This is a genomic window from Actinocorallia sp. API 0066 (assembly GCF_020991275.1).
Classification (GTDB): Bacteria; Actinomycetota; Actinomycetes; order Streptosporangiales; family Streptosporangiaceae; genus Actinocorallia.
In genome coordinates, this window is the sequence record NZ_JAJLQY010000010.1 from 134,008 (window position 1) to 159,066 (window position 25,059).

A 25,059-nucleotide genomic window follows, 5' to 3' on the forward strand; every position below is an offset into this window, starting at 1 on the left:
CACGCCCAGACATACGTGCACACCTTTCTGGCACCAAGAACAGCACCGATTCTGTACTGTACGACTTTCGTACTGTACGAAGTTCATACAGTACGAAGTATCTAGCGATCGGGGACGGAAGGGCAAGGGCTCAGGGAGGACCAATCACCACCGAGCGACGAGAACTCGCCGCTGTACCGAGTGCTGGAATGTACGGACTGCTCGGATGTACGAGTGCGCCGTACAGGTAAACTTCCGCCTGCGGCTCTCCCACGCCCCCTCCGCCGCTCAGGAGGCCCGAATGATCAGTCCCTACGTGCGTCGGCACCGCCTGGCCGCCGAACTCCGCGAGCTGCGCGCGTCCAGCGGCATCAGCACGGTCGACTTGGCCAAGGCGATCGGGGTCCACCGTCCGGTGCTGTCGAATCTTGAGAACGGCAAGGGCACGCCGAACCTCAATGTCGTCTTCAAGATCCTTGAACACCTCGACGTGAAGAACCCCAAGTGGGACGAGGTCATCAAGATCGCTCGTGAGGCGTCGGAGCGGGGGTGGTGGGTTCCACTGACGAAGAAGATGGGACCCCGCCAGGCCCTCTATGCCGACCTCGAAGGGGGAGCCACCCAGATCCGGGACGTCCAGCAAGCGCTCATCCCGGGCCTCCTCCAGACCCCGGAGTACACACGAGCACGGCTGGCGGAATCCGAGCAGTGGTTCCCCCGAACCCCCGGAACCACCGTCGAAGGAATCCTCGAAGGCCGCGCGGGGCGGCGACGGAACCTGCATCGTCCCGATGGGCCGCGCTTCGAGACGATCCTGGACGAGATCGCGATCACCCGTCCAACCGCGGCCCCGCACATACTCAGAGAGCAGTACCGCCACATCGTGGACGTGGTCGAGCGGGAAGCACCCAGGATCAGCGTGCTGATCCTGCCCCTGACCGCGAAGATCAGCTCCTATGCCGTACCACTCACCAGGTTCTCCATCTACGACTACGTGAACGATCCCCCGGTCGTGTCGATCGAGGGTGCTAGTAACGACACGGTTCTCCACGGCCCGGAGGCCGTGCAAAGCCACGTGAACCTGTACGACATGCTTCGCGAAGCGAGTCTCTCGCCCGAAGCCAGCATCGAAGCCCTCTTCCGGGCAGCCGAGCGGCTGCCGCACATATAGAAGGAAGGTCATGACGACCGAGCAGTTCAGCGGTTGGCGCAAGTCCCGGCGCAGCGAAGGCGACGCCCAATGCGTCGAGATCGGTCGGGGCGACGGCGGCAGCATCGGGGTCCGTGACTCCAAGAACATCGACGGGCCGCATGTGGCGTTCACCCGACAGGCGTGGTCCCTCTTCCTCTCAGGGACACGCCACCGATAGCCGATGTGCCGTCGCCGCCGGAAAGGCGGGCTCTCGGCCGGGGAACACAGCATGACGACGCCCCTGATCGCTTTCGGCGGCCACTGATGATCCGAAAGTAAGGAGCGCCGGTCGGCGCGGGCTAGGGGTTTGCAGCGGATTGCAGCCGCCGACGCGCCTCAGCTATCAACGCCCGCGCCTCGGGTCCGTAAACCGCCTGCCGTCGAAGCATCTCGAACGCGCGGAGGAAGAGCCCGATCTCTTCAGGGTCGCTCGTCCGCTGTTCTCCGGCCCAGCCAGAGCAGCGGACGAGACGCTCGTCAAAAACGTAGAAACCGGCTCCGGGGTAGAGGTACCTGTCCTGGTCCGGAGGGATGATCCCCAACGAGACGTGCGGAAGGGTCGCCACACGGGCGAGGAAGTCGAGTTGGTCGAGCATCACGTTCGCGCCGCCGAAGCGCATCCGCAGCGCGGCGGCCTCCAGCACGAAAGAGTATCGGTTCGCCCCGGTCGGCTCAGTGACGAGCCGCTGCCTGGCCATTCGGGCGTCGGCCGCGTCCTTCGGGTCGTTCTCGGGCATGTCGTAAAGGCGGGCGGCAGCGCGGAACAGGGCTTCGACATAGCCGTGCGTCTGGAGAATCCCCGGGACGAAGCCCGGCTCGTACGCCCGGAGAACACCGGTCGTCTCATACAGACGCGCGGCGCGTGACTGAATATGCCGCTGACCGGCACGCAGTTCCCGACGCCAAGCGATCCACATCTGGTCGACCTCGCGGTGCGCCGCGATCAGCTCGGGAATCCGCCGGGCGGCACCACACGCCGTCGCCCAAGCCCTGACGTCCTCTTCGGACGGATTCGTCTTCCCGTGCTCGATCCGCGACACCTTCGTGTTGTGCATTCCCGCCGCCCTGGCGAGTTCCACGCCGGAAAGCCCGGCGTCCAGGCGCAGATGCTTGAGCCGGGTCCCAAAGGCTTTCCGCGCCGCCGCAGCCGCTTCGCCGGACACCTCAGGACGGCCGGTAGTCCCCGTGCGGAATGGCCACCGACCGCACCGAGGCGAACGCCGCACGGCACAGCTCGATCACCACGGGATCTGTGGACTTCTGCCGATCCACGACCGCACCGTCACCGGAGAACACAGTGAACACCGCGACGGCTTCATCGAACAGCCAGAAGTCGTTCCCGGGCAGCGCCACTCCGGACAACAGCCGCCGCGGCGCGTACCCAACCTCTTCCCCCGCCTCGACAGCCGGACCGAGGACATGATGAGCGAACCGCCGGTAGTCGCTGACCGGCTCCGACACCACGATGGCCCGCCGATAACTCCGGCCCGCCGCGCGAGCCCGGCGCATACGCTCGCACCACTCGCCCATCCACCCCAGATCGTCCGGCTCCCCCGCCAGCCACGCCGCGAACCGGCTCTTCTCCAGATCGCTGCTCGCATAGAAATCACGCAGCTCAAGATGGTCGGCTGTCTTCCTGAACGTGGCGAAGAGCTCCCCCCGCTCCTCAGCCGAGATCGACTCCATAGCGCTCCCTGGCATACATCCGCACGAACAGCTCAGCCAGCCGCTCGGGAATCTCCAACGCGACCTCGTCCGCCTTCAGCGCGAGCAACTGCCCGACCACCTCCGGCTCCGCCCGCTGCTCCCCCTGGACGACCCAGCTCTCCCGATCCGTCCGATAGAACGACGGACAATCCTCACCCGGAACCGAATCCGGATCCTTGCAGAAGAAGATAAGCCGCGGCAGCCCACCCGAGTCGTTGCTTTGCATGGAATTGCTCCTCCCCTCTCACAGGCACCCTCGACACCCACTCTCTCCTACAGCACCTGAGGCGGCGAGGTCTCCGTTGGGTCCGGAGCTGGGGGCGGGGAGTGGCCTGGGGTTAGTCGGCGAGGAATTCTAGGAGGCGGAGGGGGTCGGGGAGGGGGGTGGTGGGGGTGGGGGGGCGGAGCCAGGTGACTTCTCGGCCGGTGGGGAGGGTGGAAGGGGGGGCTACCACGTAGCTGTCTCGGCAGTGCCAGCGCATGCCCGGGTTGTCGGCGATGGTTTCGGGGGTGGAATCCAGGTGGCAGGACCACCATTCGTCTTCGTCGGCCGGGTTGCCTCGGGTGGCTACGAAGAAGAGGAGGCGGTCTTCGCCGATCTTTGCGACTGGGCCGGTGGGGATGTTGGCGGCGGTCATGGCGGCTAGGGCGGCTTGGCCTCGGGTGGCGGGGACGTCGATGACGTCGAAGACTCGGCCCGTTGGGAGGATCACGTTGGCCGTTGGTCTGTGGGACCACCAGCGGGTCAGGGTCTCCGGGTCGGTGGTGGCCTGGATGCCCCAGGCGGCGGAGACGGGGTGGGCGGCCGGGTCGGGACAGCCGATCCGGTCGCAGGAACAGGCGCGGTCGGCGCCCGCCGAGGCGCCCGCGACGACCGTCCAGCCGTGCCGCGCGTACGACCGCGCCGCGTCGGCCAGCCGGTTCTTCGTGCGTGAATAGCGTGCCACCGCCAACATGTACCGCCCCCCGAGAGAGAACCGCCCTTTCCCAGATGATGGCGAAAGCCGGTGGAGACCCGCGCGGCGACCCCCGGGATACGGTTCCAAATGACTAGAGACTGACCACCCGGCGCGGCCGGGCGGCGAAGACCCGTCAACGCAGCCGGCGCGCCACCTCCGTCGCCCAGTACGTCAGGGTCAGGTCGGCGCCGGCGCGGCGGATCGAGACGAGCGACTCCATGATCGCCCTGTCCCTGTCGATCCAGCCGTTCGCGGCGGCCGCCTCGATCATCGCGTACTCGCCGCTCACCTGGTAGGCGGCGACGGGCACCTCCACCGCGTCCTTCACCTGACGGACGACGTCCAGGTAGAGGCTCGCGGGCTTCACCATGACGATGTCGGCGCCTTCGGCGAGGTCCAGCGCCGTCTCCCGCAGCGACTCGCGGGCGTTGGCCGGGTCCTGCTGGTAGGCGGCCCGGTCGCCGAACTGCGGCGCGCACTCGGCGGCGTCGCGGAACGGCCCGTACAGGGCGGAGGCGTACTTCGCGGAGTAGGCCATGATCGGGATGTTGTGGTACCCGGCGCCGTCCAGCGCGTCCCGGATCGCGGCAACCTGGCCGTCCATCATGCCGCTCGGCGCGACGACCTGCGCGCCCGCCGCGGCCTGCGCGACGGCGATCGACGCGTACCGCTCCAGCGTCGGGTCGTTGTCGACCTCGCCGGACGGGGTGAGCAGCCCGCAGTGCCCATGCGAGGTGTACTCGTCGAGACACAGGTCGGTCATCAGGACGACGGAGTCACCGAGGTCGGCGGACAGGTCGCGCAGCGCCACCTGCATGACGCCGTTCGGGTCGTCGGCGGCCGAGCCGCGCTCGTCCTTGTGCGCCGGGATCCCGAACAGGATGACGCCCCCGACGCCCGCCTCGACGGCCTCGTGCGCCGCCTTGCGGAGGCTCTCGCGGGTGTGCTGGTGGACGCCGGGCATGGACGAGATCTCGACGGGGTCGGAGATCCCTTCCTTGATGAACATCGGGAGGATAAAAGCGGCAGGATCGAGCCGGGTCTCGGCCACCAGCCGACGCAGGGCCGGGGTCCGGCGGAGCCGGCGGGGACGTTCGATCATCACGTGAACCTCTTCTTCCGGGCGCCGCGCCGCATCTGGCTCGGCCTGCGCAGCGGCTCGCCCGCCTCGACCTGGCCGGCCCTGCGCTTCGAACCGTACTCCGCGAGCGCCTCGGCCAGCGCCGACACCGAGGGCTTCTCCGCCATAACGTCGACGCGCAGGCCGTATTCCTCGGCGGTCTTGGCCGTTTGCGGCCCGATCACCGCGATCACCGTCACGTTGTGCGGTTTGCCCGCGATGCCGATCAGGTTCTTCACGGTGGACGACGAGGTGAACAGGACGGCGTCGAACCCGCCGCCCTTGATCGCCTCGCGGATCGGCTGGGGCGGCGGCGCGGCCCTGACGGTCCGGTAGGCGGTGACGTCGTCGCACTCCCACCCCAGGTCCGTCAGCCCGGAGATGAGGCGGTCTGTGGCGATGTCAGCGCGCGGCAGGAGCACCCGGTTGATCGGGTCGAGGTCCTCGTCGTAGGGCGGCCAGACCTCGAGGAGGCCGTCGCTGGACTGCTCGCCGGACGGCACGAGGTCGGGCACCACGCCGAACTCGACGAGCGCGGCGGACGTCTGCTCGCCCACGGCGGCCACCTTCAGCCCCGCGTAGGCGCGCGCGTCCAGCCCGTACTCGACGAACTTCTCACGCACCGCCTTCACCGCGTTCACGGACGTGAAGACGACCCACTCGTAGCGGCCCGTCACCAGGCCCTTGATAGCGCGGTCCATCTGCTGCGGGGTGCGGGGCGGCTCGACCGAGATCGTCGGCACCTCGTCGGGCACCGCGCCGTAGGAGCGCAGCTGTTCCGACAGGTCGGCGGCCTGCTCCTTGGTGCGCGGCACCAGCACCCGCCAGCCGAACAGCGGCTTGGTCTCGAACCACGACAGCCTGTCCCGCCAGCGCACGACGTCCCCGACGACGATCATCGCGGGGGTGTCCATGCCCTTGGTCTCGGCGTACAGCCGGTTCAGGGTGGTGACGACCGTCTCCTGCTCGGTCGTGCTGCCCATCGCGGTGTAGGCGACCGGCGTCGAGTCGGCGCGGCCCGCCGCCATGATGCCCTTGGCCGTCTCGCTGATGATGCCCTCGGCGCCCAGCACCACGAGCGTCGCGTCGCCGCCCGCCACGGTGTCCCAGTCGACGCCGCCGCCGGCGGCGTCGATGATCCTGACCTCGCGGGTGGCGTCGTCGCGCAGCGGGATGCCCGCGTACTGCGGCACCGCCGTCACCGCCGACACGCCCGGCACGACCTCGAACGGGACGCCCTCGGCGGCGCACACCTCGGCCTCGCGGGCGGTCGCCCCGCCGAGCCCGGAGTCGCCCGCGACGAGCCGTGCGACGCTGCCGGTGCGGGCCGCCGCGAGCACGAGCTTGGCGGCGTCCCTGTCGTCGGCGTCGACGATCTCCGCCCCCGGCGCGCACAGCGCGAGCACCTGTTTGGGGCAGGTCGAACGGTTCACCACGACCGTGTCGGCCCGCCCGAGCACCTCGGCCGCGCGCAGGGTGAGCAGGCCCGGATCGCCCGGCCCCAGGCCCACGAATGTGACGGTCATGGCACCTCCATCAGCTTGTCGGCCCCCTCGGCGAAGAGCCGGGCCGCGAGATCGCGTCCCAGCTCCTCGGCCCGTTCTGGGTGGCCGCTCGCGGTGAGCCTGATCTGGCGCGTGCCGTCGACCGAGACGACCGCCGCCGTCAGGCTCAGTTCTTGCCCGTCCTCCAGCCGCGCGTACGCACCGACCGGCGCGGAGCAGCCCGCCTCCAGCACCGCGAGCACGGTGCGTTCGGCGGTGACGGCCGCGCGGGTCGCCGGGTCGTCGAGCACCCGGAGGATGTTGAGGAGCCGGGCGTCGTCCGCCCTGCACTCCAGGGCCAGCGCGCCCTGCCCCGGGGCGGGCAGCATCGCGTCCGGCCCGAAGACCTCGCCGATCTCGGCTGTCCTGCCGATCCGGACGAGCCCGGCGTGCGCCAGCACCACCGCGTCCAGCTCACCGGAGGCGATCTTGCCCAACCGCGTGTCGGCGTTGCCGCGGATCGCGACGACGTCGAGATCGGGCCGCAGCGCGCGCAACTGTGCGACGCGGCGGGGCGATCCGGTGCCGACCCTGGCCCCCGTGGGGAGTTCTCCCAGCTTACCCGGCGCGCACAGCGCGTCACGCGGGTCGTTCCGGGGCGGGATGGCGACGAGCGCGATGCCCTCGGCGGGCGCGGTGGGCAGGTCCTTCAGCGAGTGCACGGCGAAGTCCACCTCACCGGAGAGGATCTTCTCGCGCAGCCCGTTGACGAACACGCCGGTGCCGCCCATCTGTGCCAGCAGTGCCTTGGAGACATCACCCTCGGTCGTTACCCCGACCAGCTCCACGGCATGCCCGGTGGCCTCGGTGAGCGCGTCGGCGACGAGGCCGGACTGGGTCATGGCCATGAGGCTCTTGCGGGTGCCGAGCCGAAGCGGGGACTGGGTCACGACGGGCTCCGTTCCTGGCGCGTGAGGTCAGCGCGCGTCACGGCCTCGGGAGCCGCGGGGTCGAGGTCGAAGAGCTCGCGCAGCGCGTCGGCGTAGGAGTCGCCGCCGGGCGCGGCGGCCAGTTCCTTCACCCTGACGGTCGGCGCGTGCATGAGCTTGTCCGCCACCCGGCGGACGGTCATGGCCAGCTCGTGTTCGGTCTTGGGGTCGAGGTCGGGGAGCTTGGCGCGCAGCCGCGCGAGCTCCAGTTCCACCACCTCGGCGGCCTTGGCGCGCAGCGCGACGACGGTCGGGGCGACGGCGGCGGCGCGTTCGGCCGACAGGAAGGCGGCGACCTCGTCGGCGACGATGCGGCGCACCGCCTCCACGGCTTCGGGGCCGATCGCGCGGGCGGCCTCCTCGGCGGTGCGGAGTTCTTCGAGCCCGGCGAGGCCGACGCCGTCGATGGCGCGGACGGCCGGGTCCACGTCGTGCGGCAGGGCCAGATCCAGGATGAACCTGCGGCCCGGCTCAAGCTGGCCGGGCCCGATGATCCGCCCCGCCCCGGTACAGGAGACGATCAGGTCGGCGCGGTTCAGCTCGGCGTCCATCCGCTCCAGCGGCAGCGGCCGGGCGGGCACACCCTCGGCGGCGGCGGACTCGGCGAGGCGGACCGCGCGCGAGTACGTCCGGTTGGCGACGGTGATCTCGCCGACGCCGCTGCGCGCGAGGGTGGCCACCGCGAGGCCGCTCATCGCGCCCGCGCCGATGACGAGGGCGCGGCGGCCCTCCAGCTCGCCCAGGTGCGCGGAGGCGAGTTGCAGCCCGACGCTGACGAGCGAGGCGCCCGCCTTGTCGATGCCGGTGTCGGAGTGCGCGCGCTTGCCGACCCGCAGCGCCCGCTGGACGACCTCGTGCAGGCCGCGCCCGATGGTGCCCTCGTCCTGGCCGAGCCGGAACGCCGACCGGATCTGGCCGAGGATCTGCCCCTCGCCGACGACCATCGACTCCAGCCCGCAGGCGACGGCGAACGCGTGCTGGACGGCCCTGTCCTCGTAGTGCACGTACAGGTGCCGGGTCAGTTCCTCCAGCGCGACGCCGGACCGCCGGGCCAGCGCCTCGGAGATCACCTGGACGCCGCCGTGGAACTTGTCGACGGCCGCGTACACCTCGACCCGGTTGCAGGTGGAGACGATCATCGTCTCGCGCACCGAGTCGTGGATCTCGTGCAGCAGTTTGACCAGGTCGTCGCCGGTGACGGAGGCGCGTTCGAGGAGGGTGACGGGGGCCGACCGGTGGCTGAGGCCGACGACGAGCAGGCTCATGGGTGTACCTCTACGTACTCCTCGTGCGGTCCGCCGGCCTTGCGCTGCTCGTGGAACGCCAGGATCTGGAGTTCGATCGACAGGTCGACCTTGCGGACGTCCACGCCCTCGGGGACGCTGAGGACGACGGGGGCGAAGTTGAGCACGCTGGTGACCCCGGCCGCGACCACCCGGTCGCAGACCGACTGTGCCGCCGACGCCGGTGTGGCGATGACGGCGATGGACACGCCCTGGTCCTTGATGATGGTCTCCAGCTCGTCTATGTGCTCGACGGTGAGCCCGGCGATGCGCTGGCCGACGGTCGCCGCGTCGGCGTCCAGCAGCCCGGCCACCCGGAATCCCCTGGAAGCGAACCCGCCATAACCGGCGAGAGCGCGGCCCAGGTTACCCACTCCGATGATGGCCACGACCCAGTCCTGGGTCAGGCCCAGCTCACGCGAGATCTGGTACACGAGGTACTCAACCTCGTATCCGACCCCGCGGGTGCCGTACGAGCCGAGGTGGGAGAGGTCTTTACGGAGCTTGGCGGAGTTCACGCCCGCGGCTCCGGCGAGCTCCTCGGACGAGACGGTCATCACGCCCCGCTCCTGGAGTCCGTGCAGGGCTCTCAGGTAGACCGGCAGTCTCGCGACGGTGGCCTCGGGAATGCCTTTGGCCGCGCCTCGCAGATCTCTGCTGGCCGCGCTGTCCTGCGGCTGCCGGGGGCTCATCTCGGGTGGGTCGGCCTCTCCTGCGCGCGCCTCTCCCACCCCGGGAGAGGCGTATTTCGACCAGGTTAACCCTGTCGTGAACGAATGCACAAAGTGCCGAATCCGGTTCTAGACGCTTGTTCCAGGTGGGAGGGCGCACAGGAGCCGACGAATGTGACCGACGCGACATTCGCGCCGCGCCGCGACGGGGTGTTCACCTTGAGGCTAGCGCCCGCCTCAGACGATCTTCATCGACCCGCCAGAAGTCGACCTGGCGGCCGTCCACGAAGGTCACGGGGATGTGGTCGTGGTACTCGCGCAGCAACGCCTCGTCCCGGGTGATGTCCTTCTCCTCCCAGGGCTCACCGCAGTCGGCCGCCACCCTGACGATCACCGTGCGGGCGTCGTCGCACAGATGGCAGCCGGGCCGGGAGAGCAGCGTGATCATCGGAGCACCGGCAGGCTGCCGCCGGTCAGCTTGAGGTCGATCACGTTGGTGGCGAGCACGTGGGTGCGGCTCTCGCCGTGGAACCGGTGCACGTAGGGACGGCCCTGATGCGCGTTGTAGGCGGCGCGGTCGCGGAACAGCTGGTAGGAGATGCGCTGCGTCGGCGCACCCTCGACCTCGTGGCAGGTGAAGATCAGGATGCCCTCCTCGGCGCGCACCGCCTCGCCGATGAGCTGGTTGACCTGCCTGTCGAACGCCTGCTCACGGCCGTCCAGGAGGGTGTAGACGACGATCTGGCCGTACGGGCCCGCGGGCGGCTGCTGCGGCGGCGGGGGCGGCGAGGCGAACCAGTCGTCCGGCGCGAGCGGGCCGGTGGACTGCATCGGCGGCATCGCCTGGGTCGGCGGGCCCGCCGGGGGCTGCGGCGGCAGCGGCCGCTGCCCGGTGTGCCGGCCCGGCGGCGGGGGCGGCTGCGGCGGCTCCGGCCTGCGCATGCCCTGCGTGTTCTGGCGCGGCGGCTGGTGCGGCCGGTGGGGGTGCTCGTAAGGCGGCTCGTAGGCCATCTCGTCCTCGGCTTCCTGCTCTGCTTCGCCGGATTCGTCGTCTTCGTCGTCTTCGTCGGGCTCGGCCGTTGTGGTGTTGGACGCCGCGAAGAAGATCAGCCCCGCGGCGGCGGCCAGCCCGACGATCTTCAGCAGACCGGGCATCCAGCCGACCGCGATCACGTTGATCATCCCGGCGACCGCGGCGAGGCCGGCCGGGAGCATGAGCGCGTAGGCGCTCTTGTCGCGCTTCTGGGTGCGCACCACGGCGGTGGTCAGGCCGCCCAGGAGCGTCAGGACGGACAGGCCCGTCGCGCCGGTGAGCAGCGCCGTCGGGAGCACCCCGTAGGCGTCGCCCGGGTTGGGCACGCCCAGGTCCTGCTTGGCCGTGGACAGCGGGTCGAGGATCAGCACGACGAGCGCGACGAGCCCGTAGGAGATCCCGACGAGCCGCGCGGCGAACCTGACCTGAACCGGCCGGGCGACCAGTTCGATCAGCCCGACCGCCGCGCACAGCGGCGCCAGCAGCCCGCCCGTGAGAGCCATCACACGGAACGCGAAGGGGGTGAAGCCCGCGAACGACCCCAGGGCCATCGCGGCGAGCGACAGACCCATGAGCACCAGCCCCGCCGACCACACGGCGAGGTGCGCTCTGCGCTCCTTGAGGGCGCTCTGGACCAGCAACCCGGCGCCCACGAGGGCTGCCGAGGTCGCCACCAGAGCCAGCATTCCTTCGACCATCGCGCCCCCATGGTGCCCGATGAACCACGGTGAGGCGTACCGGGAGGGCAACTTCTCACCGTTTTTCCATGGAGGACGCCATTGCCCGGCTACTCAACGGTATCTAGGGTGGCAGGCGTGCCGAAGGTCACGCGCGCGGAGCCACTCGACCCGGAAGTCCTGGTCGAGCGCGCGCGCAGGGGCTGCCGCGACGCGTTCGGCGCCCTCTACGGCCAGTACGCCGACCTGATCTACCGGTACGTCCACGCCCGCGTCGGCGCCCAGCCGCTCGCCGAGGACCTCACCAGCGAGACGTTCGCGCGCGCGCTCCGCCGCATCGGCGACTTCACCTGGCAGGGCCGCGACTTCGGCGCCTGGCTCGTGACGATCGCCCGCAACCTCGTCGCCGACCACTACAAGTCCGCGCGGCACCGGCTCGAACTCACCACCGACGAACCGCCCGAGACGCCCCTGGAGGGCCCCGAGCGGGCCGTCGTGGACGCCATCGCCTACCAGGTCCTGTTCCAGGCCGTCCGGCGGCTGGGGGCCGAGCAGCGGGCCTGTGTGGCGCTGCGGTTCCTGCACGGCATGACCGTCGCCGAGACGGCCCAGGCGATGGGCAAGAACACCGGGGCCGTCAAGGCGCTCCAGCACCGCGCGGTGCGCACCCTCGCCCGCACCCTGCCCGCCGACCCGAGGGCCCTGTGACCGGCGGCGGGTGTTCTGTGACGACGATCCCGATTCGGCGCCGACGGCTCGGAAACCGGCCGTGCCGTGGCTAGGCTCTCAAGGAGACGACGGGGAGCGGAGACGATCACGAGCATGCGGCGCTTCTGGCACAGACACGAGCAGGACCCGGTGGACGCGGGCAAGGTCGCCGCCGAGGCGGTCCAGACCCTGCCGACCCTGGCGGACCCGGCGGCCGCCGCCTTCTTCGACGTCGACAACACGATGATGCGCGGCGCGTCGATCTACCACTTCGCGCGCGGCCTGGCCAAGCGCAAGCTGTTCACCACCCGCGACCTCGCCCTGTTCGCGTGGGGCCAGGCGGTGTTCCGCGTGCGCGGCACCGAGAACGCCGACCACATCGGCACCGCCCGCGAGACGGCGCTCGGCTTCGTCGCGGGCAAGTCCGTCGACGAGCTCGTCGCCCTGTGCGAGGAGATCTACGACGACGTCATGGAGGACCGGATCTGGCAGGGCACCCGCAGCCTCGCCCTGTCCCACCTCGACGCCGGACAGCAGGTCTGGCTCGTCACCGCGACGCCGGTGGAGATCGCCCGGGTGATGGCCCGGCGGCTCGGCCTGACCGGGGCGCTCGGCACCGTCGCGGAGACCGTGGACGGCGTCTACACCGGCCGTCTCGTCGGCAACCTCCTGCACGGCCCGGCCAAGGCCGAAGCCGTGCGCGCGCTCGCCGACAAGGAGGGCCTCGACCTCACACGCTGCTCCGCCTACAGCGACTCGGCCAACGACCTGCCCATGCTCACCACCGTGGGCGACCCGCACGCGGTCAACCCGGACGGCGAGCTGCGCGACCGTGCCAAGGCCGACGACTGGCCGATCCACGACTTCCGCACCGGCCGCAAGGTAGCGCTCGTCACGCTGCCCGCCGCCGCCGGCGCGGGCGCGCTGGCCGGGGGCGTCGCCGCGGGCATCGCGCTGCGCCGCCACTACCGCGCGCCCGTCCGCTTCTGAGCCGGTGGCTAGAAGGCCGGGCCGCGCCGCAACAGCAGGTCGTAGACCATCTGCTGGACGGTCTCACGCACCCTGTCGGTGAGCTCGTAGACCGCCATGGGGTCGTCGGCCTGCTCGGGGTCGTAGTCGTCCACCGGGATCGGCTCGCCGACCTGGATCATCCACTTGGACGGCAGCGGCACCACCCCGAGCGGCCCGAGCCACGGGAACGTCGGCGTCACCGGGAAGTAGGGCAGCCCGAACAGGCGGGCCAGGAGCCGGATCTCGCCGATCTTCGGGTAGATCTCCTCGGCCCCCACGATGGCCGTCGGCACGATCGGGACCCGCGCGCGCAGCGCCGTCGCCACGAACCCGCCGCGACCGAACCGCGCGAGCCGGTAGCGCTCGCTGAACGGCTTGCCGACGCCCTTGAACCCCTCGGGGAAGACCCCGACGAGTTCGCCCTTCTCCAGCAGCCTGGCGGCGTCCGGGGGCGTCGCGAGCGTGTGCCCGGACTTGCGGGACAGGTGCCCGAGGAACGGCACCTGGTAGACGAGGTCGGCGCCCAGCAGCCGGATGTCACGGTCGAGCGCGTCGTGCAGGCCGACCTGCAACATGATGGCGTCCAGCGGCAGCACACCGGAGTGGTTGGCGGCCAGCAGCGCGGAACCGGACGCGGGCACGTTGTCGAGACCGTGCAGCTCCACCCGGAACCAGTGCCGGTACAGCAGCCGCGCGAGCGGGATCAGCACCGACTCGGTGAAGTCCGGGTCGTAGCCGAACTCGTCGACCTCGTACTCGCCCGCGACCCGGCGGCGCAGGAACGCCAGACCCGAGGCGAGCGCGTGCTCGACGGGGTTGCGTTCGGGCTCGGGGCTTCCGTAGTCGTACAGCGGGATGACCCGGGCGACCGGCTCGGCCGCGTCGTCACCGTCACGGCCCTCTTGCGCGTTCATCACCGGGTGCCGCTCCCGTCCACGGGCAGGCCCGCCGTCAGCGTGTCGAAGAGCGCGAGCGGTATCTCGTTGCCGAGGCCGTGGGCCTGGGCGAACTCCGCGAACGCCGCCGCCGTGTCGTACTTGGGCCGCCACGACAGCGCGGACGCCAGGCGCGCGGTGTCCACCACGCGGCCGTACGTCAGCCAGCGCTGCAACTCGGCGGAGAAGCCCGGCAGCGTGCCGATCCGGCGCCCGGTGTCGCCGACGAGCGCGTAGGCGGGCGCGGGCAGCGGCACGGACACGCGCCCCGCCCTGCGCAGGCACTGCGACAGCAGCAGCACGCCGTCACCCGCCACGTTGAAGACGCCCGGATGGTCCTCGACCGTCATCCGCCGCAGCACCTCGACGCCGTCGTCCTCGTGCAGGAACTGCAGGCGCGGGTCGAAGCCGAGCACCGTCGGCACCGCGGGCATGCGGAACACCCGCGTCAGCGGCGAGTCGACGCCCGCGCCGAGGAAGTTGACGAACCGCAGCACCGACACCACAAGATCGGACCTGCGGCGTTGCAGCCCGCGCACATAGCCCTCGACCTCCGCGGCGTCCTTGGCGTACCCGGACGCGGGCGGCTCCACCGGCTCGGTGTCCTCGGTGAAGACCGCGGGATCACGCGGCGACGAGCCGTACACCGCGGCCGACGAGCGCACCACGAGCTTGCGCGTGTGCGGCGAGCGCTGGCAGGCGGCGAGCAGCTGCATCGCCCCGATGACGTTGATCTCCTTCATCGCCGAGCGCTGGCCCGACGGGGACGTCACCAGGTTGAGGTGCACCACCGTGTCGACCTCGGCCGCCTCGATCACCTTCGCGATGCCGGAGGTGCGGATGTCGACCCTGACGAACTCGGTGCGGCCCAGCGGATGCGCCGGCGGCACGGTGTCCACACCGATGACCCGGTCGATGCCGGGGTCAGCTTGCAGGGTGTTGGCGACCCGCGCGCCCAGGAACCTGGACACTCCGGTGACCAGGACGACGCGGGCCGCGGACGAGGCACGCGGAGAAGACACTGTGCCCACCCCTCACGGCTGCTAGTGGCGGTGCGGCGCGGTGCGGCGCCGTGCTACTTCTTGTTACGGCGCTGCACGCGGGTCTTCTTCAGCAGCTTGCGGTGCTTCTTCTTGGCCATCCGCTTACGACGCTTCTTGATAACGGAACCCACGAAACCTCACTCAGACAGCATGCAGGGAAGATAGGCCGCGACGCGGCCCAGCGGCTAACACTACCGCCGCTCGTCCCTTGAGTAGTACCGGCGGCCTCTCGGCCGCCGGTGTCGGTCTCGCCCCTCGCCGTTACCGGAGCCGGTTAACCGGCCTCGATGTATGCCTCTTGCAGGTAGTCGTGGACAGCCTGCTCGGGAACCCGGAACGAACGTCCGACCCGGATGGCCGGAAGCTCGCCCGAGTGCACGAGCCGATAGACGGTCATCTTGGACACCCGCATGACCGACGCCACCTCAGCGACGGTCAGGAACCTCACCTCACTGAGGGGTCGTTCGCCTGCGCCCATGGGTCGCCCTCTCCCACACGTGCCGCGCACCTGCCCTTCGGGTGACTTCGATCACCGCACGTGTTCTTCATCCAGCGTAAATCGCGTACCGCAAGTCGCAAGGGGTTCTTCAGGCCGACAGGTCCGCGCGGGCCAGCAGGTACCGCGTCAGGGGGATGTAGTGCCGTGGGAGCACGAAGTCGTCCAGCGGCACACAGACCTCTATTTTCCCCAGGACATGCCCCGCGAACAGGGCGGGATCATTGCAGTCGGCGAACCCCACCGTCGAAACGCCCGCCTCTCCCGCCGCGCCCGCCCAGCCGTGGTCGGCGATGACCAGGTCCGGCCAATACCGGGATTCGCCTGCGAGGTTTGCGAGCATCGCCTCCATGGGAGCGGCGTGGTGCGTGTGACGGAACTCGCCGCCCCCGACCAGGGCCGCGACACCCGACGTGTACCGGATCGCGCGCGTCTCGGGGCCGTCACGACCCTCGTCGGAGTGGTAGGACCACCCTTCCGCGGGCGTCGGCACGGCGCATCCGGCGGCGCGCAGGGCGTCGGCGAGCGGCACGTACAGCACGTCGAGGAGCGCGCCCGGATGCCCGGTGGCGAGCAGGACGGTCTGCTTCTCCCGCGCCGCGACACCGATCCGCTCGCCCATCGCGTCCAGCGCGTCCAGGGTGCGTTCGACGTCGATGGTGTCGTCGCCCCACCAGTGGTCGAGGTCCGGGCTCGTGCCGGCGTGCTCGGCCATCATCGCGACGGTCTCCTCGAACGTCCACGTGCCCAGGTCGAGGCCGAACTGGTAGTACGGGTCGCCCTCGGCCATCCGGCGGAAGTGCTTGAGGTTGTTGTGGCGCGGCGTCGCGACGTCGCCCGCGATGAAGTGGCGGAGCAGGTGCTCGCGCAGCTCTACACGGGAAGGAGGCCGTGCTCCGGGAAGACCGCGTTGCGTGTCGCCAGGATCGCCTGGTCGATCGGGTTGGCCGGATCGAAGCCCTCGCCCCACGTCGTTACCTCCACCTGGAATCCGTCGGTCATCACCTTGGGCGCCACCTCGCCCGTGCGCTCGAGCGCGTACGTCCGCCACTCCTGCGGGCAGACGGTGTCCGGCGCGAGCGGGCGGCCGGAAGCCTCCGCGAGCAGGTGCGTCCACGCGCGCGGCACCACCTGCACCAGCTCGTAGCCGCCGCCTCCGGTGAGCACCCAGCGGCCGCCCGCCGTCTCGTGCGCGAGGCGGTGCAGCTCCGCGTAGACCGCGCGCTGCCCGTCCACGCTGAGGGACAGGTGCGCGAGCGGGTCGTGCCGGTGGGTGTCGCACCCCTGCTGTGTCACGAGCACCTGCGGCCGGAAGGCTTCCAGCAGTTGCGGGACGACGCCCTGGAAGGCGCGCATCCAGGCGCGGTCACCCGTGCCGGGCGGAAGCGCGACGTTGACAGCGGTGCCGTCCGCTCCCGTCTCGTGCGGGAAGCCGGTGCCGGGGAAGAGCGTCCGGGGCGTCTCGTGCAGGCTGATGGTGAGCACGCGCGGGTCGTCGTAGAAGGCGGCCTGGACGCCGTCGCCGTGGTGCACGTCCACGTCCACGTAAGCGACGCGCTGGGCTCCGTGCTCCAGCAGCCAGGCGATGGCCACGGCCGGGTCGTTGTAGACGCAGAACCCGGCGGCGCCGCCCGGCATCGCGTGGTGCAGCCCGCCCGCGATGTTGGCGGCGTGCGGCACCTCGCCGCGCCACACCGCCTCGGCCGCCGCGACGGACGCGCCCACGACGAGCGCGGACGCCTCGTGCATGCCCGCGAAGATCGGCGTGTCGGCGGTGCCGAGCCCGTGCCGGTAGTCCGGCCGCAGGCCGGTTCCGGCCGCCTTGACCGCGTCCATGTAGGCGCGGTCGTGCACGAGGGAGATCAGCCCGTCGCCCGCGGAGGTGAACCCGGCGACCTCCACGTGGTCCAGGACGCCCAGGGCGCGGGCGAGCCGCATCGTGAGGTCCACCCGCACCGGGTTGAGCGGGTGGGAGGGGCCGAAGTCGTACGACAGCAGCTTCTCGTCCCAGTACACCCGCAGCTCGCCGCTCATGTGATCATCCCGCCGCTCCGATCCCGCACCCGACGGGATCAACCGTAGCGCGTTATACGGAGAGTTACGTGGAGCGTACCAATTTGACCCTTTTCGTAGGGTAACTCTGTTGTCAGAATGGGTAACCTTTAACAAAGCGGAAACATCAGGGGTGGCCATGCTTGATGACGTCGTCTCATCGGTTCCCGCGCCGCGCCCCTCCGCCCCCGACGCGGAGTGGCGTCCGAGCCTCCAGAGCAAGGTCCTCGGCGGCGCGCTCCGCCTCACCATGCGCCCGTTCATCCACCACGCGCCCAGCCGCCCCCTGCCGATCCGGGTGGCGCGCCGCGCACTGGACCGGGCCGCCGCCCTCATGCCGACCGACAGGCGCGTCCGGATCGAACGCCTACGCGACCCGCACCTACGCACCGGCCACGTGCTCAAGGCCGAGTGGATCATCCCCGACGCACCCGCCGACGGCGCCGTCCTGTACCTGCACGGCGGGGGCTACATCCTCTGTTCGCCGCAGACACACCGGCCCCTCACCACCCGCCTCGCGCTGGACAACGGCCTGCCCGTCCTCGTCCCGCACTACCGCCTCGCCCCCGAACACCCCTTCCCCGCCGCCCTTGAGGACGCGTTGGCCGCCTACCAGTGGCTGCTCGACCGGGGCCACTCCAAGATCATCGTCGCGGGCGACTCGGCGGGCGGCCACCTCGCGGCCAGCCTCGCCGGGGAGATCAACAGATCGGGGCTGCCCGAGCCCGCGGGCATCGTCCTGTACTCCCCCTGGGTGGACCTGTCCTGCGAGCTGTCCGTGCCCGCCGACAAGGAGGTCAAGGACGCGTTCCTCAGCCCCTTCGCGGCCCGGCGCGTCGGCCGCCTCGTCGCGGGCGCCGAGACCGACCCCCGGCTGCACCTTCTCGGCGCCGACTGGGGCGCGCTGCCGCCCGTCCTCATCCAGGTCGGCGGCGCCGAGGTGCTGCGGCCCGAGGCCGAGGAGCTGGCCCGGCTGCTCACCGCCGCCGGAGGCCGGGTCGACCTTGAGGTCTGGGCGGGCCAGATGCACGTCTTCCAGCTCCTCAACCGCATCCTCCCGGACGCCGACGCCGCCATGCGCAGGACCGCCGAGTTCGTCGCCGAGGCCCTCGCCGGGCACGACGGCGGCGGCGCGAGCCTCACCGTCGTCGCCTGACCTCAGTCGGCGCGCAGGGCCACCACCGGGTCGAGCCGTCCCGCGCGCCGCGCCGGGGCCACCCCGAAGAACACGCCAACCCCCGCCGACACGCCGAACGCCAGCACCGGCGACCACCACGCGATCGACGCCGGGACCGGCGACAGCGCGGCGATCGTCAGCGCGGTGCCGACGCCCAGCACGATGCCCGCGGCCCCGCCCGCCGACGTCAACAGCACGGCCTCCACGAGGAACTGGCCGAGCACGTCGCGCTGCCGCGCGCCCAGCGCCTTGCGCAACCCGATCTCGCGGGTGCGCTCCCGCACGCTCACCAGCATGATGTTGGAGACGCCGACGCCGCCGACGAGCAGCGAGATCGCCGCGATGGCCGCGAGCACGGCGGTGAGCGCGCCCAACACCGTGCCGATCGTGCCGAGCAACTGGGTCTGCGTGACCGCCGAGAACCGCTCGCCCGGATGCGCGTCCTCCAGCGTCTCGACGATCCGGCTCTGCAGGTCCTCGATGGACTCCGCGTCGGGCGCCCTGACGGCGGCGAAATCCACCCGCGTCACCCCGAGGAGCCGGTGCGCGGTCGTGAGCGGCACCTGGACCTCGCCGTCACGGGACTGGCCGAACGTCTGGCCGACCGCCGCGAACACCCCGATGACACGGAAGCGGACGCCGCCTATCGTCACCTGCCTACCGAGCGGATCCACCTCGCCGAAGAGCCGTTCGGCCGCGACCGATCCGAGGACGGCGACCCTGCGGCGGGTCTCCACGTCGATCTCAGACAGGTACCTGCCTTTGGCGAGCGGCCTGTCGAACACGTTGCGGCCGTTCTCGTCGGCGCCGGTCAGCGTCGCGAACACCTCCGCGTGCCCGTTGCGCACCGACTCGCCCGAGGTGATCCCGGCCGTGACGGCGCCCTCGCCCGCGAGGTCGGTGAGCCGCGCGACGTCGTCACGGGTCATCCGGCTGACGGTCGGGGCCGCGCCGAACCCCAGCTCGCCCGGCACCACAAAGATGATGTTCGAGCCGAGCCCCTCGATCTCGCCCTCGACCATGTCGCGCGCGCCGCCGCCGATCGCGACGAGCACCACCACCGCCCACACCCCGATGACAACACCGAGCATCGTGAGCAGGCTGCGCATACGGTTCACCCGGAGCGCCTCCAAGGCGACCGCGAACAGCTCGCGCCGCCTCACCGGCCCGCCTCCCGCTCGTCCGTCTCGATGAGGCCGTCCCGGACGTGGATGCGGCGCGGCGCCCGCTCGGCCACGTCCGGCTCGTGCGTCACCAGGACGACGGCGACGCCCTGGTCGCCGTTGAGCCGCTCCAGGAGGTCCATCACCTCGTGCCCGGTGCGGGTGTCGAGGTTGCCGGTCGGCTCGTCGGCCAGCACCAGCCGGGGGCCGCCGACGAGCGCGCGGGCGATCGCCACCCGCTGCTGCTCGCCGCCCGAGAGCTGGTTCGGGCGGTGCCCGAGCCGGTGCCCGAGGCCGACCCGCTCCAGCGCCGCCGCCGCGCGCAGCCGCCGCTCGCCCTTCGGCACACCCCGGTACGCCAGAGGCAGCGCCACGTTGTCGACGGCGCTGGTACGCGCCAGCAGGTGGAACGACTGGAACACAAACCCGATGTGCGCGTTGCGCAACTCGGCGAGCGCGTCGCCGTCCAGCCCCGCGACGTCGCGTCCGGCGATCCGCAGGGTGCCGGTCGTCGGCCGGTCGAGCGCGCCGAGCACGTGCATGAGGGTGGACTTGCCCGAGCCGGACGGCCCGAGGATCGCCGCGTACTCGCCGTCGCCGATGGTGAGGCTGACGCCCTTGAGCGCCTGGACGCGCTCGCCGCCCAGGTCGTAGGAACGGGTGAGGTCCACCGCCTCGATGGCGGGAGGGCCGCTCACGGAAGCTCCTGCCCCGCCTTGACCGCGTCCGCCCCGGTGACGACGATCCGCTCGCCCTCCTTCAACCCGGAGACGACCTCAGCACGTCCGTCGCCTTCCGCGCCCAAGGTGACGGTGCGCCTTACGGCCTTGCCGTTCTGGACCACCCACACCGTGCTGTCCCTGCCGCTGCTGACGACCGCCGTCACGGGGACGAAGACCACGTCCTTCACCTGCCGGACGGTCAACCTGACCACGGCGCTCATCCCCGGCTTCGGTTCGGGCGCCTCCGCCCCGTCCGGGAGCGTCCCGGCGGCGAGGGTGAGGCGGACCTTGTACGTCACGCCGCCTCCGGAGCCCTCCTGCGGGGTCACCCCCACGCTGTACACCTTCGCGCCGTAGACGGCCTCGGGCAGCGCGTCGAAGTCGGCGACGGCGGGCCCGTCACGGCGCACCTTGAGGATGTCGGACTCGTCGATGTCGGCGGACAGCCGCAACTCGGATATGTCCGTCACGGTGACCACGGCGGCCCCGGACGTCACGGGCGCGCCGACCGCGACGGACGTCCCGTCGCTCGCCGCGCCGGGCGCGGACAGGCCGCCGCCCGCGAGGTCGGCGAGCTGCGGCGGGAGCAGCCCGCCCAGGCCCGCGTCGCCGCCCGACGGGCCGCCCAGGCTGACCACCCCGGCGAACGGGGCGCGCAGCACGAGGCCGTCAACGGTCCGCTGGGCGCCGCGCACCGCCGCCTTCGTCTGCACCCTGCTGGCCGCGCCGAGCGAGGCGAGCGCCGAGCTGAGGCCGCCGAGCCCGGCGTTCAGCCGGGCCACCGCCGCCTGCGCCGCGCCGGCCGCCTGCGCGTAGTCGCCCTCGGCCTTGGTGATCTCGGCGAGGACCTTGGCGCGTTCCTTCGGGTCCTCGATCGTCCGCGCCAGCTTCCGCGCCTCCTTGAAGCCGCGCTTGGCGATCTTGTCGAGCTCCTTCTTGAAGTCGCCGACGCTCACCCCCGTCGGCGGCGCGACCCCGCCCGCCGCCTGCCGGTCGGCCTCCTTGGCCTGTTCGAGCTGCTCGGTGGCCGTCGGCGAGGAGATCCGGGCGAGGAGCTGGCCCTCCTTGACGGTGTCGCCGTCGCGCACCTTCAGCTGGGCGATCACACCCTCGGCGGGGCTGCGCAGCGTCGCGTCCGCCTTGGCCGTCAGGGTCGCGGGCGCCTCGACGACCTCCGCGACGTCGCCGCGCCCCGCCGTGCCCAGGCCGATCCGGGGTCCGGCGTCGCCGCCGGAGCAGCCGCCCAGCACGAGGAGGGCACACACCAGAGCAGGGGGGACAAAACGCCGCATCACACCGGGCATGCTAGGCCCGTAAGCCCCACCGGACCCTTGGGTCCCCCATATAGATCACATCGGGGGAGGTCAGCCCCCGGCCAGCTCCCTGCCCCGGTTCCGCGCCGCCTCGATCGCCTCCAGGACGGCGGCCCGCACCCCGTGCCGCTCCAGCTCCCGGATCGCCGCGATCGTCGTGCCGCCCGGCGAGGTGACGGCCTCGCGCAGCAGCACCGGGTGCTCGCCCGAGTCGCGCAGCATCACCGCCGCGCCGACCGCCGACTGGATGACCATGTCGAGCGCGGCCGCGCGCGGCATGCCCAGCAGGATGCCAGCGTCCACCATCGCCTCGACCAGGTAGTAGAAGTAGGCCGGGCCCGAGCCTGACAGGGCCGTCGCCGCGTCCTGCAGCGACTCGGGGATCCGGGTCACCTTGCCGACCGGCGACAGCAGCTCCTCGGCCAGCCGCAGGTGCTCCTCGCCCGCGTGCGCGCCCGCCGAGATGACGCTCATCGCCTCGTCCACCAGCACCGGCGTGTTCGACATGACCCGCACGACCGGCGCCTCGGCCGCGATCCGCTGCTCGATGAACCCCGTGGTGATGCCGGCCGCCATCGACACCACAAGCGTCCCGGCCGGGATGTGCGGACCGACCTCCTCCAACAGCGCACCCATGTCCTGCGGCTTCACCGCGAGCACCACCACCGCCGCCTTCGCGGCCGCCTCGGTGTTCGCGACCGCGTCCACCCCGTACCGCTCCCGCAACAGCGCCGCCCGCTCCGGCCGACGCGCCGTCACCACGACCTCCGCAGGCCGCCGCCCAGCCCGCAACAGCCCCGAGAGCAGGGCCTCCCCCATCTTGCCGGTACCAAGAATCGCAATCATCTTCACACCTGTTCGAGTTGGCCTTTGCGCGTCCCCGCGCGGCTCAGCGCTCCAGCCTAGTGCGGCCCCGGGCCCTGCTCAGGTGGACGGGGCGCGGAGGAAGTAGCGGAGGGTCGCGGGGTGTTCGGCGACCCGGCGCATGAGGTACGGGTACCAGTCCTTGCCGTAGGGGACGTAGACGCGGACGCGGGCGCCCGTCTCAGCGAGCCGGTGCTGTTCGTCGGGGCGGACGCCGTAGAACATCTGGTACTCGAACGAGTCGTACGGGCGGTCGTGGATGATCCGCAGCGCGTCGACGATCTCCAGGAGCCGGGGGTCGTGCGTGGCGATCATCGGGTAGCCCTCGCCCGCCATGAGCAGCCGTAGGCAGCGCACGAAGGACTTGTCGATCTCCTCCCGGTCGGTGAAGGCGACCTCCATCGGCGCGGCGAAGGCGCCCTTGCACAGGCGGACCCTGGACTCGGCGTGCGAGAGCTCCGCGCAGTACTCCTCTGACCGGCGCAGGTACGACTGGACGACGACGCCCGTCAGCGGATAGCCGAACCTCAGCCTGTTCAGGACGCGCAGCGTCGCGTCCACGGTCGTGTGGTCCTCCATGTAGAGCGTCACCGTCGTCCCGGCCGCTGCCGCGGCCTCGCAGATGCGCTCGGCGCACGCGTAGGCGAGGTCCTCGTCAAGGCGCAGGCCGAGCGCGGTGGGCCGGACCGACACCTCCGCGCCCTCGGGCAGCTCCACCAGAAGCCGCTCGTAGGCGGAGACCGTCTCCTCGGCCTCCTCCCGCGTCCGCACCTCCTCGCCGAGCCGCTCGACGTCCACGAGCAGCCGCTCGCTGCGCAGGATCCGGGTCGCGAGGAGCACCTCACCCACGGTCTCCCCCACGATGTACCGCTCCGCGACGGCACGCGCCGCGGGAAGCCGCTCGACCGCCTTGCGCAGCGGATCATTGTGCGCGGCGGCCACCAGTGTTCGGCGAAGCATCGGATCCCCCCTCCGAAGCCAGCCTAAGCTCCCCTCACCCGGTGCGCCGGGGCAGCGTGGCCGCGCCGACCAGCAGCGCCGCCAACGCGACCCCCGCGATGACGGCGGTGTCGACGGCCTGCCCCGAGCCGAATCCGGGCTCGACGGCCAACGCGCGCAGGGCGTCCACCGCGTAGGACAGCGGCATCAGGTCCGACAGGAGGCCGAGCACCGGGCCCATCGAGTCGCGCGGCGCGAACAGCCCGCACAGCAGCACCTGGGGCAGGATGAGCGCCGGGAACATCTGGACGGCCTGGAACTCGGTTCGGGCGAACGCGCTACCCAGCAGCCCGAGCGCCACACCCAGGACCGCGACGAGCACCGCCACCAGCACCAGCGCCCACAGCGGCCCCTCCACCTCAAGGCCGAGCAGCAGCAGCGAGACGGGCAGCAGCACCGCGATCTGCGCGACGGCCGCCACCGAGAACGCCAGGGCGTACCCGAGCAGCAGGTCCAGCTTGGCCAGCGGCGTGGTCATCAGCCTTTCCAGGGTGCCTCCGGTGCGCTCGCGCAGGGTCGCCACGCTCGTCACCACGAACATCGTGGCCAGCGGGAAGATCCCGAGCATGAGCGGGCCGACCCGGGTGAACACCGCCTGGTCGTCGTCGAACACGTACCGGAGGACGGCGGTGAGGGCCGTCGGCAGGACCAGCAGCAGCGCGATCGTCCTCGGGTCGCGCCTGAGCTGCTGGAGGATGCGCCGGGTCGTCGCGAGGGTCACCCTGGGGTTCACGCCTGTGCCTCCTGCCTGACGAGGCGCAGGAACGCCTGGTCGAGATCGTCGGTGCCGGTGCCGGCGCGCAGCTCGGCCGGTGTCGCGTCCGCGAGGACGACGCCCTCGCGGAGCAGGACGAGCCGGTCGCAGCGGCCCGCCTCCTCCATGACGTGGCTGGACACGACGAGCGCCGCGCCCTCGGCCGCCAGCTCGTGGAACAGCGCCCACAGCCGCTCGCGCAGCACCGGGTCCAGCCCGACCGTCGGCTCGTCCAGCACGATCAGCTCGGGCCCGCCCAGCAGCGCCGCCGCCAGGTTGACCCGGCCGCGCTGCCCGCCGGACAGGGCGCCCACCACCCGGTCGGCGTGCGCGGCCAGATCGACCCGCTCGATCACCTCGGCGACGGCGCCGCGCGGCAGGCCCAGCACGTCGGCGAAGTAGGCCAGGTTCTCGCGGACGCTCAGATCGCCGTAGACGGCAGGACTCTGCGTCGCGTACCCGACCCTGCCCCGGACGCTCCTGTCGCCCGCAGGGGCGCCCAGGACGTCCACCGAGCCACTCGCGACGACCTGGACCCCGACGATCGCGCGCAGCAACGTCGTCTTCCCACTCCCGCTGGGCCCGAGCAGGCCGAGCACCTGACCTCGCGGGACGTCGAAGGAGATCCCGTGCAGGACCTCCCGACCTCCCCTGACCACGTGGAGTCCCGAGACCCTCACACAAGAATTCACCATGTGATGAAATTAATCGGGCGCACGAAGCCGGTC

General features: G+C 71.4%; 29 protein-coding genes. 5 read left to right on the forward strand and 24 right to left on the reverse strand.

What is annotated here, in order from left to right; all coding sequences use genetic code 11:
• Positions 1-205: 205 nt before the first annotated feature.
• Positions 206-1,150, forward strand: coding sequence for a helix-turn-helix transcriptional regulator (locus LO762_RS24000; RefSeq protein ID WP_230618215.1), 945 nt, complete (start codon positions 206-208; stop codon positions 1,148-1,150).
• 10 nt (positions 1,151-1,160) lie between these two features.
• Positions 1,161-1,349: a DUF397 domain-containing protein gene (locus LO762_RS24005; protein WP_230618217.1), complete on the forward strand. Its 189-nt coding sequence runs from the start codon at positions 1,161-1,163 to the stop codon at positions 1,347-1,349.
• Positions 1,350-1,470: 121 nt separating this feature from the next.
• Here LO762_RS24005 and LO762_RS24010 read toward each other — a convergent pair whose 3' ends face one another.
• The 11 genes from LO762_RS24010 to LO762_RS24060 all read right to left on the reverse strand — a co-directional run bounded on the left by LO762_RS24010 (position 1,471) and on the right by LO762_RS24060 (position 11,115).
• The gene (locus LO762_RS24010; protein ID WP_230618219.1) at positions 1,471-2,334 is read right to left on the reverse strand and encodes a helix-turn-helix transcriptional regulator; all 864 of its coding nucleotides are present in this window, start codon (positions 2,332-2,334) and stop codon (positions 1,471-1,473) included.
• A gap of 1 nt (position 2,335) precedes the next feature.
• On the reverse strand, positions 2,336-2,857 hold the full coding sequence (locus LO762_RS24015) for a DUF6879 family protein (RefSeq protein WP_230618220.1): 522 nt from the start codon (positions 2,855-2,857) through the stop codon (positions 2,336-2,338).
• Positions 2,838-3,104 (reverse strand): hypothetical protein, encoded by a 267-nt coding sequence (locus LO762_RS24020; protein WP_230618224.1) that lies wholly within the window; start codon positions 3,102-3,104, stop codon positions 2,838-2,840. Before LO762_RS24020 ends, LO762_RS24015 begins: the two co-directional genes overlap by 20 nt.
• A gap of 112 nt (positions 3,105-3,216) precedes the next feature.
• A complete protein-coding gene (locus tag LO762_RS24025; protein ID WP_230618225.1) occupies positions 3,217-3,834 on the reverse strand; it encodes a bifunctional DNA primase/polymerase in 618 nt (205 codons plus the stop codon).
• Between the two features lie 136 nt (positions 3,835-3,970).
• Positions 3,971-4,939 (reverse strand): porphobilinogen synthase, encoded by a 969-nt coding sequence (gene hemB / locus LO762_RS24030; RefSeq protein WP_230618227.1) that lies wholly within the window; start codon positions 4,937-4,939, stop codon positions 3,971-3,973.
• Positions 4,939-6,483 carry a bifunctional uroporphyrinogen-III C-methyltransferase/uroporphyrinogen-III synthase gene (locus tag LO762_RS24035; protein WP_230618230.1) on the reverse strand — a complete coding sequence of 515 codons (1,545 nt, stop codon included), beginning with the start codon at positions 6,481-6,483 and terminating at the stop codon, positions 4,939-4,941. The genes hemB and LO762_RS24035 overlap by 1 nt, the downstream gene beginning before the upstream one ends.
• Positions 6,480-7,391, reverse strand: coding sequence for a hydroxymethylbilane synthase (gene hemC / locus LO762_RS24040; protein ID WP_308104437.1), 912 nt, complete (start codon positions 7,389-7,391; stop codon positions 6,480-6,482). Before hemC ends, LO762_RS24035 begins: the two co-directional genes overlap by 4 nt.
• Complete coding sequence (locus LO762_RS24045) at positions 7,388-8,695, reverse strand: glutamyl-tRNA reductase (RefSeq protein ID WP_230618232.1); 1,308 nt, start codon at positions 8,693-8,695, stop codon at positions 7,388-7,390. Before LO762_RS24045 ends, hemC begins: the two co-directional genes overlap by 4 nt.
• Entirely contained in the window at positions 8,692-9,405 is a 714-nt protein-coding gene (locus LO762_RS24050) for a redox-sensing transcriptional repressor Rex (RefSeq protein ID WP_230618233.1), read from the reverse strand. Before LO762_RS24050 ends, LO762_RS24045 begins: the two co-directional genes overlap by 4 nt.
• A gap of 193 nt (positions 9,406-9,598) precedes the next feature.
• On the reverse strand, positions 9,599-9,832 hold the full coding sequence (locus LO762_RS24055) for a glutaredoxin family protein (RefSeq protein WP_230618234.1): 234 nt from the start codon (positions 9,830-9,832) through the stop codon (positions 9,599-9,601).
• Positions 9,829-11,115: a putative quinol monooxygenase gene (locus LO762_RS24060; protein WP_230618235.1), complete on the reverse strand. Its 1,287-nt coding sequence runs from the start codon at positions 11,113-11,115 to the stop codon at positions 9,829-9,831. Before LO762_RS24060 ends, LO762_RS24055 begins: the two co-directional genes overlap by 4 nt.
• 117 nt (positions 11,116-11,232) lie before the next feature.
• Here LO762_RS24060 and LO762_RS24065 point away from each other — a divergent pair, with 117 nt between their 5' ends.
• Both LO762_RS24065 and LO762_RS24070 read left to right on the forward strand, forming a co-directional pair.
• The gene (locus tag LO762_RS24065) at positions 11,233-11,802 is read left to right on the forward strand and encodes a sigma-70 family RNA polymerase sigma factor (protein WP_230618236.1); all 570 of its coding nucleotides are present in this window, start codon (positions 11,233-11,235) and stop codon (positions 11,800-11,802) included.
• A gap of 114 nt (positions 11,803-11,916) precedes the next feature.
• On the forward strand, positions 11,917-12,792 hold the full coding sequence (locus LO762_RS24070; RefSeq protein ID WP_230618237.1) for an HAD family phosphatase: 876 nt from the start codon (positions 11,917-11,919) through the stop codon (positions 12,790-12,792).
• Between the two features lie 8 nt (positions 12,793-12,800).
• Here LO762_RS24070 and LO762_RS24075 read toward each other — a convergent pair whose 3' ends face one another.
• From LO762_RS24075 to LO762_RS24100, 6 genes are all read right to left on the reverse strand, one after another.
• Entirely contained in the window at positions 12,801-13,727 is a 927-nt protein-coding gene (locus tag LO762_RS24075; protein ID WP_230618238.1) for a lysophospholipid acyltransferase family protein, read from the reverse strand.
• Complete coding sequence (locus LO762_RS24080) at positions 13,727-14,770, reverse strand: NAD-dependent epimerase/dehydratase family protein (protein WP_230618239.1); 1,044 nt, start codon at positions 14,768-14,770, stop codon at positions 13,727-13,729. Before LO762_RS24080 ends, LO762_RS24075 begins: the two co-directional genes overlap by 1 nt.
• Positions 14,771-14,823: 53 nt before the next feature.
• Positions 14,824-14,922 carry a 30S ribosomal protein bS22 gene (locus LO762_RS24085; protein WP_012854759.1) on the reverse strand — a complete coding sequence of 33 codons (99 nt, stop codon included), beginning with the start codon at positions 14,920-14,922 and terminating at the stop codon, positions 14,824-14,826.
• A 143-nt stretch (positions 14,923-15,065) separates the two neighbouring features.
• A complete protein-coding gene (locus tag LO762_RS24090; protein WP_230618240.1) occupies positions 15,066-15,269 on the reverse strand; it encodes a helix-turn-helix domain-containing protein in 204 nt (67 codons plus the stop codon).
• A 109-nt stretch (positions 15,270-15,378) separates the two neighbouring features.
• Entirely contained in the window at positions 15,379-16,158 is a 780-nt protein-coding gene (locus tag LO762_RS24095; RefSeq protein WP_230618452.1) for a phosphatase, read from the reverse strand.
• A gap of 2 nt (positions 16,159-16,160) precedes the next feature.
• Complete coding sequence (locus LO762_RS24100; RefSeq protein WP_230618241.1) at positions 16,161-17,321, reverse strand: acetoin utilization protein AcuC; 1,161 nt, start codon at positions 17,319-17,321, stop codon at positions 16,161-16,163.
• 157 nt (positions 17,322-17,478) lie between these two features.
• Between LO762_RS24100 and LO762_RS24105 the strand changes: the two genes are divergently transcribed.
• On the forward strand, positions 17,479-18,495 hold the full coding sequence (locus LO762_RS24105; RefSeq protein ID WP_230618243.1) for an alpha/beta hydrolase: 1,017 nt from the start codon (positions 17,479-17,481) through the stop codon (positions 18,493-18,495).
• A gap of 2 nt (positions 18,496-18,497) precedes the next feature.
• Here LO762_RS24105 and LO762_RS24110 read toward each other — a convergent pair whose 3' ends face one another.
• The 7 genes from LO762_RS24110 to LO762_RS24140 form a co-directional block, all read right to left on the reverse strand.
• Positions 18,498-19,679 (reverse strand): ABC transporter permease, encoded by a 1,182-nt coding sequence (locus LO762_RS24110; RefSeq protein WP_230618246.1) that lies wholly within the window; start codon positions 19,677-19,679, stop codon positions 18,498-18,500.
• Entirely contained in the window at positions 19,676-20,377 is a 702-nt protein-coding gene (locus LO762_RS24115; RefSeq protein ID WP_230618248.1) for an ABC transporter ATP-binding protein, read from the reverse strand. The genes LO762_RS24110 and LO762_RS24115 overlap by 4 nt, the downstream gene beginning before the upstream one ends.
• Complete coding sequence (locus tag LO762_RS24120; RefSeq protein WP_230618453.1) at positions 20,374-21,693, reverse strand: efflux RND transporter periplasmic adaptor subunit; 1,320 nt, start codon at positions 21,691-21,693, stop codon at positions 20,374-20,376. Before LO762_RS24120 ends, LO762_RS24115 begins: the two co-directional genes overlap by 4 nt.
• 72 nt (positions 21,694-21,765) lie before the next feature.
• Positions 21,766-22,560, reverse strand: a complete 795-nt coding sequence (gene proC / locus LO762_RS24125; protein ID WP_230618249.1) for a pyrroline-5-carboxylate reductase — start codon at positions 22,558-22,560, stop codon at positions 21,766-21,768.
• A 78-nt stretch (positions 22,561-22,638) separates the two neighbouring features.
• Entirely contained in the window at positions 22,639-23,538 is a 900-nt protein-coding gene (locus LO762_RS24130) for a proline dehydrogenase family protein (protein WP_230618251.1), read from the reverse strand.
• A 34-nt stretch (positions 23,539-23,572) separates the two neighbouring features.
• Positions 23,573-24,310: an ABC transporter permease gene (locus LO762_RS24135; RefSeq protein WP_230618255.1), complete on the reverse strand. Its 738-nt coding sequence runs from the start codon at positions 24,308-24,310 to the stop codon at positions 23,573-23,575.
• Positions 24,307-25,011 (reverse strand): ABC transporter ATP-binding protein, encoded by a 705-nt coding sequence (locus LO762_RS24140; RefSeq protein WP_230618257.1) that lies wholly within the window; start codon positions 25,009-25,011, stop codon positions 24,307-24,309. Before LO762_RS24140 ends, LO762_RS24135 begins: the two co-directional genes overlap by 4 nt.
• Between the last annotated feature and the right edge of the window lie 48 nt (positions 25,012-25,059).

What these genes read in the sequence shown, in the direction of transcription:
- LO762_RS24000 (WP_230618215.1), top strand. Translation starts at nt 206, where the DNA reads ATGTACGAGTGCGCCGTACAGGTAAACTTCCGCCTGCGGCTCTCCCAC.
- LO762_RS24005 (WP_230618217.1), top strand. Translation starts at nt 1,161, where the DNA reads ATGACGACCGAGCAGTTCAGCGGTTGGCGCAAGTCCCGGCGCAGCGAA.
- LO762_RS24015 (WP_230618220.1), bottom strand. Translation starts at nt 2,857, where the DNA reads ATGGAGTCGATCTCGGCTGAGGAGCGGGGGGAGCTCTTCGCCACGTTC.
- LO762_RS24020 (WP_230618224.1), bottom strand. Translation starts at nt 3,104, where the DNA reads ATGCAAAGCAACGACTCGGGTGGGCTGCCGCGGCTTATCTTCTTCTGC.
- LO762_RS24025 (WP_230618225.1), bottom strand. Translation starts at nt 3,834, where the DNA reads ATGTTGGCGGTGGCACGCTATTCACGCACGAAGAACCGGCTGGCCGAC.
- hemB (WP_230618227.1), bottom strand. Translation starts at nt 4,939, where the DNA reads ATGATCGAACGTCCCCGCCGGCTCCGCCGGACCCCGGCCCTGCGTCGG.
- LO762_RS24035 (WP_230618230.1), bottom strand. Translation starts at nt 6,483, where the DNA reads ATGACCGTCACATTCGTGGGCCTGGGGCCGGGCGATCCGGGCCTGCTC.
- LO762_RS24045 (WP_230618232.1), bottom strand. Translation starts at nt 8,695, where the DNA reads ATGAGCCTGCTCGTCGTCGGCCTCAGCCACCGGTCGGCCCCCGTCACC.
- LO762_RS24050 (WP_230618233.1), bottom strand. Translation starts at nt 9,405, where the DNA reads ATGAGCCCCCGGCAGCCGCAGGACAGCGCGGCCAGCAGAGATCTGCGA.
- LO762_RS24055 (WP_230618234.1), bottom strand. Translation starts at nt 9,832, where the DNA reads ATGATCACGCTGCTCTCCCGGCCCGGCTGCCATCTGTGCGACGACGCC.
- LO762_RS24060 (WP_230618235.1), bottom strand. Translation starts at nt 11,115, where the DNA reads ATGGTCGAAGGAATGCTGGCTCTGGTGGCGACCTCGGCAGCCCTCGTG.
- LO762_RS24070 (WP_230618237.1), top strand. Translation starts at nt 11,917, where the DNA reads ATGCGGCGCTTCTGGCACAGACACGAGCAGGACCCGGTGGACGCGGGC.
- LO762_RS24075 (WP_230618238.1), bottom strand. Translation starts at nt 13,727, where the DNA reads ATGAACGCGCAAGAGGGCCGTGACGGTGACGACGCGGCCGAGCCGGTC.
- LO762_RS24090 (WP_230618240.1), bottom strand. Translation starts at nt 15,269, where the DNA reads ATGGGCGCAGGCGAACGACCCCTCAGTGAGGTGAGGTTCCTGACCGTC.
- LO762_RS24100 (WP_230618241.1), bottom strand. Translation starts at nt 17,321, where the DNA reads ATGAGCGGCGAGCTGCGGGTGTACTGGGACGAGAAGCTGCTGTCGTAC.
- LO762_RS24105 (WP_230618243.1), top strand. Translation starts at nt 17,479, where the DNA reads ATGCTTGATGACGTCGTCTCATCGGTTCCCGCGCCGCGCCCCTCCGCC.
- LO762_RS24120 (WP_230618453.1), bottom strand. Translation starts at nt 21,693, where the DNA reads ATGCGGCGTTTTGTCCCCCCTGCTCTGGTGTGTGCCCTCCTCGTGCTG.
- proC (WP_230618249.1), bottom strand. Translation starts at nt 22,560, where the DNA reads ATGATTGCGATTCTTGGTACCGGCAAGATGGGGGAGGCCCTGCTCTCG.
- LO762_RS24130 (WP_230618251.1), bottom strand. Translation starts at nt 23,538, where the DNA reads ATGCTTCGCCGAACACTGGTGGCCGCCGCGCACAATGATCCGCTGCGC.